Source organism: Streptomyces minutiscleroticus, assembly GCF_014650875.1.
Classification (GTDB): domain Bacteria; phylum Actinomycetota; class Actinomycetes; order Streptomycetales; family Streptomycetaceae; genus Streptomyces; species Streptomyces minutiscleroticus.
In genome coordinates, this window is sequence record NZ_BMVU01000153.1 from 1 (window position 1) to 3,324 (window position 3,324).

General features: G+C 69.7%; 4 protein-coding genes. 3 read left to right on the forward strand and 1 reads right to left on the reverse strand.

Annotated elements, in window-relative coordinates; all coding sequences use genetic code 11:
• Positions 1–379 precede the first annotated feature (379 nt).
• Positions 380–1,027 carry a DNA-3-methyladenine glycosylase gene (locus IE271_RS40430; RefSeq protein ID WP_190195411.1) on the reverse strand — a complete coding sequence of 216 codons (648 nt, stop codon included), beginning with the start codon at positions 1,025–1,027 and terminating at the stop codon, positions 380–382.
• A gap of 155 nt (positions 1,028–1,182) precedes the next feature.
• Here IE271_RS40430 and IE271_RS40435 point away from each other — a divergent pair, with 155 nt between their 5' ends.
• The 3 genes from IE271_RS40435 (at position 1,183) to IE271_RS40445 (ending at position 3,269) form a co-directional block, all read left to right on the forward strand.
• Positions 1,183–1,968 carry a sporulation protein gene (locus IE271_RS40435; RefSeq protein WP_190195412.1) on the forward strand — a complete coding sequence of 262 codons (786 nt, stop codon included), beginning with the start codon at positions 1,183–1,185 and terminating at the stop codon, positions 1,966–1,968.
• A gap of 57 nt (positions 1,969–2,025) precedes the next feature.
• Positions 2,026–2,565: a YbhB/YbcL family Raf kinase inhibitor-like protein gene (locus tag IE271_RS40440; RefSeq protein ID WP_190195413.1), complete on the forward strand. Its 540-nt coding sequence runs from the start codon at positions 2,026–2,028 to the stop codon at positions 2,563–2,565.
• A gap of 197 nt (positions 2,566–2,762) precedes the next feature.
• Positions 2,763–3,269 (forward strand): HNH endonuclease, encoded by a 507-nt coding sequence (locus IE271_RS40445; RefSeq protein ID WP_190195414.1) that lies wholly within the window; start codon positions 2,763–2,765, stop codon positions 3,267–3,269.
• Positions 3,270–3,324 lie beyond the last annotated feature (55 nt).

Genomic DNA, 3,324 nt, shown 5'->3' on the forward strand with positions numbered 1-3,324 from the left:
CCCTTCGGTCTTGCGTCTCCGACTCTATCAGATCTTTCCGATCCGATTTCCTCGGTGCTTTCCAGGTTCCCGCTCTCGCGTTTCCCTTTCCGGCGGTTCCGACTCTATCAGACCGTTTCCGATCCGATTCCCTGTCGGCGGGTTCTGCCTTTCGGCTGTCTTTCGGGCCTCGCGGCCCTTTCGACATTCACTACGCTAGCCGATTCTCCCGACAACTCATAATCGAGTTCGTGAGTTCGATATTCCGGAGTGCGGGCACACCGAAATCGCCCTCACCGAGGGATTGTCGTTGGTAGTGGGTTGGCCGCTCCCGGTGCTCGGCAGATTGCCGTACCGGCTCCAGCGGCTCGGACCACATTACGGACCCGGCCGGGCCGAGTCAAGTGTGACGTCGACGACGCCGGGGCACGTGCGCCCGGTACGGGCTCACGGTCGGGTCGCCGGTGATCCAGAAGCGCCACGGGTGGACGCCGCCCTCACCGGACACCCCGGTGCGGGGACCGTTGCCGACCAGGTCGGATGCGACCGGCCGGCCCGCACGCAAGGAGAAGGGGCCGTCCGGGCCGCCGCAGGCGTCCGCGCCGTCGAGGGAGCGGTCCACGTCCAGGGCCGTGGCCAGCCGAGCCGGGCCTTTGGCCAGTTCGTCGTCCTTGCGGGCGGAAAGCCGTCGGGTGCGGGCCAGGTCGGCGCCTTCGACGATCTCGCCGGCGCGCAGCAGGACGGCGCTCGCCACTCCCTCGGGGCCGCAGACGAGGTTCATGCAGTGCCACATGCCGTAGGTGAAGTAGACGTACACGTGGCCGGGCGGACCGAACATCACGCCGTTGCGGGCGGTGCGGCCGCGGTAGGCGTGGGAGCCGGGGTCGTTCGCGCCGTCGTAGGCCTCGACCTCCGTGATGCGCAGCTCGATCGGTCCCTCGGCGGTGTTGCGCACCAGCACGCGGCCCAGGAGGTCCGGGGCGACGTCTAGGACGGGCCGATGGAGGAAGTCCCGGGTGAGGGGCGTACGGTCGAGCTCCGTGATCATGCCTTCCGAGGGTAACGCAGGAGGCGGGTCGTGAGCGGGGTGGTCAGGGGGCGCCCGTCTTGCCAGGGTGAGGCGGAACCGACCGGGGCCGGATCGCGTATGTAGGGATCAAGGATGCGGTCGGAAGCGACTGGCGTGGCCAAGGAGGAAGAGACATGGGGTTCAAGCGGCTGCTCGCGAGCCTGGGGGCCGGCGGGGCTTCCGTCGAGACGGTGCTGACCGAGGTGAATGTCGTTCCCGGCGGCGTCGTCCAGGGCGAGGTGCGGATCCAGGGCGGGTCCGTGAACCAGCAGATCGAGGGCCTCTCGGTCGGGCTGCAGGCCCGGGTCGAGGTCGAGGGTCCCGACGACACGGAGCACAAGCAGGACATCGAGTTCGCCAAGCAGCAGCTCGGCGGTGCCTTCGAGCTGCAGGCGGGCGCCGTGCACGCGGTGCCGTTCGGCCTGGAGATCCCGTGGGAGACGCCGGTCACCATGATCGACGGGCAGCCGCTGCGCGGGATGAACATCGGTGTGACCACGGAGCTGGCGATCGCCCGGGCGGTGGACTCCGGTGACCTGGACCCGGTCAACGTGCACCCGCTGCCGGCGCAGAAGGCGATCCTGGACGCCTTCATCCAGCTGGGCTTCCGGTTCAAGAACGCGGACATGGAGCGCGGGCACATCCGGGGCACGCGGCAGCGCCTCCCCTTCTACCAGGAGATCGAGTTCTTCCCGCCGGCGCAGTACCGGGGCCTGAACCAGGTCGAGCTGAGCTTCGTGGCCGACGACCGGGAGATGGACGTCGTCCTGGAGATGGACAAGAAGCCGGGCCTGTTCAGCGAGGGCAGCGACTCGTACCGCTCCTTCCAGGTGGGCCTGCACGACTTCCAGAACACCGACTGGGCCGGGTACCTCAACCAGTGGCTGTCGGAGGTCGGCAGCCGGCGCAGCTGGTTCTAGGCTCGGAGGCGGAATCCCGCCGTTCGGGAACGACCAGAACGATCAGGAGGTGCCGAGGTGACCGAGCCGAAGAGGCCGCCGCTTCCCCACGACTTCCATCCGCCCGTCCCGTCGATCACGGTGACGAGCGACGACGTCGCGCCGGGTGCGGTACTGAAGGACGACCAGGTCTACGCGGCCGGGAACACCTCTCCGCACCTGCGCTGGGAGGGCTTCCCGCCGGAGACCAGGAGCTTCGCCGTGACGGCGTACGACCCGGACGCCCCGACGGGCAGCGGCTTCTGGCACTGGGTCGTCTTCGACATCCCGGCGTCGGTGACGGAGCTGCCGGCGGGCGCGGGCACGAGCCCGTTCGCGGGGCTGCCGGAGGGTGCCGTCCAGGCGCGCAACGACTACGGGACGAAGGACTTCGGCGGCGCCGCGCCGCCGGCCGGGGACCCGGCGCACCGGTACGTGTTCACGGTGTACGCGGTGGACCAGGAGAAGCTCGGTCCGGACGCGGACGCCACGCCCGCGTTCGTGGGCTTCAACCTGCGGTTCCACACGCTGGCGCGCGGTGCGCTGATCGGTGAGTACGCGGCGCCCGCCCAGGACTGACCGAAATCAGCCGAACGTTCGCTGAACGTTTGCCCGCCTCTGCTCTTGGAAGTGATCAGAGGCGGGCATTTTTGTTGCCGGGTCCGGGGTCTTCCCCCTGGAGGAGCAGCAGATATTGCGTTGTCCATCCCGGTGTGCCCGGCCAGAGTTGATCCCAGCCCGCCAGGGGGCGGGCCGGTGCACGGGAGGTGGGCTGGATGCGGGACACGCTGGTACTCAACGCAAGCTTCGAACCGCTGTCGACGGTGACGCTGAACCGCGCCGTCGTGCTGGTGCTCCAGGACAAGGCCGTGGTCGAGCAGTCCCACCCCGAACTGCGGATGCGGGGAGCCGCGGTCGACATACCGGCGCCCCGGGTGATCAGGCTCTGCCGGTACGTGCGCGTCCCCTTCCGAAGACGCGCCCCGTGGTCGAGGCGCGGTGTTCTGGTACGCGACCGGCACAGGTGCGCGTACTGCGGGAGGAGGGCGACGACCGTGGACCACGTGGTGCCGCGGGCGCAGGGCGGGACGGACTCCTGGCTGAACACGGTGGCCTCGTGCGCGGAGGACAACCACCGCAAGGCGGACCGTACGCCGGAGCAGGCGGGGATGCCGCTGCTGCGCCAGCCCTTCGAACCGACGCCGGCGGACGCGATGCTGCTGGCGCTGGGTCAGGAGGACCTGGCCGCGCTGCCGGACTGGCTGGCGCAGCCGGCCGCGTAGGTCTCGTCGGACAGGGCGAGGGCCCGTCCCCCGAGGGGGACGGGCCCTCGCCCTG

Bases quoted from the DNA above. Each gene is read 5' to 3' on its own strand.
- IE271_RS40430 (WP_190195411.1), bottom strand. From the start codon at position 1,027: ATGATCACGGAGCTCGACCGTACGCCCCTCACCCGGGACTTCCTCCAT.
- IE271_RS40435 (WP_190195412.1), top strand. From the start codon at position 1,183: ATGGGGTTCAAGCGGCTGCTCGCGAGCCTGGGGGCCGGCGGGGCTTCC.
- IE271_RS40445 (WP_190195414.1), top strand. From the start codon at position 2,763: ATGCGGGACACGCTGGTACTCAACGCAAGCTTCGAACCGCTGTCGACG.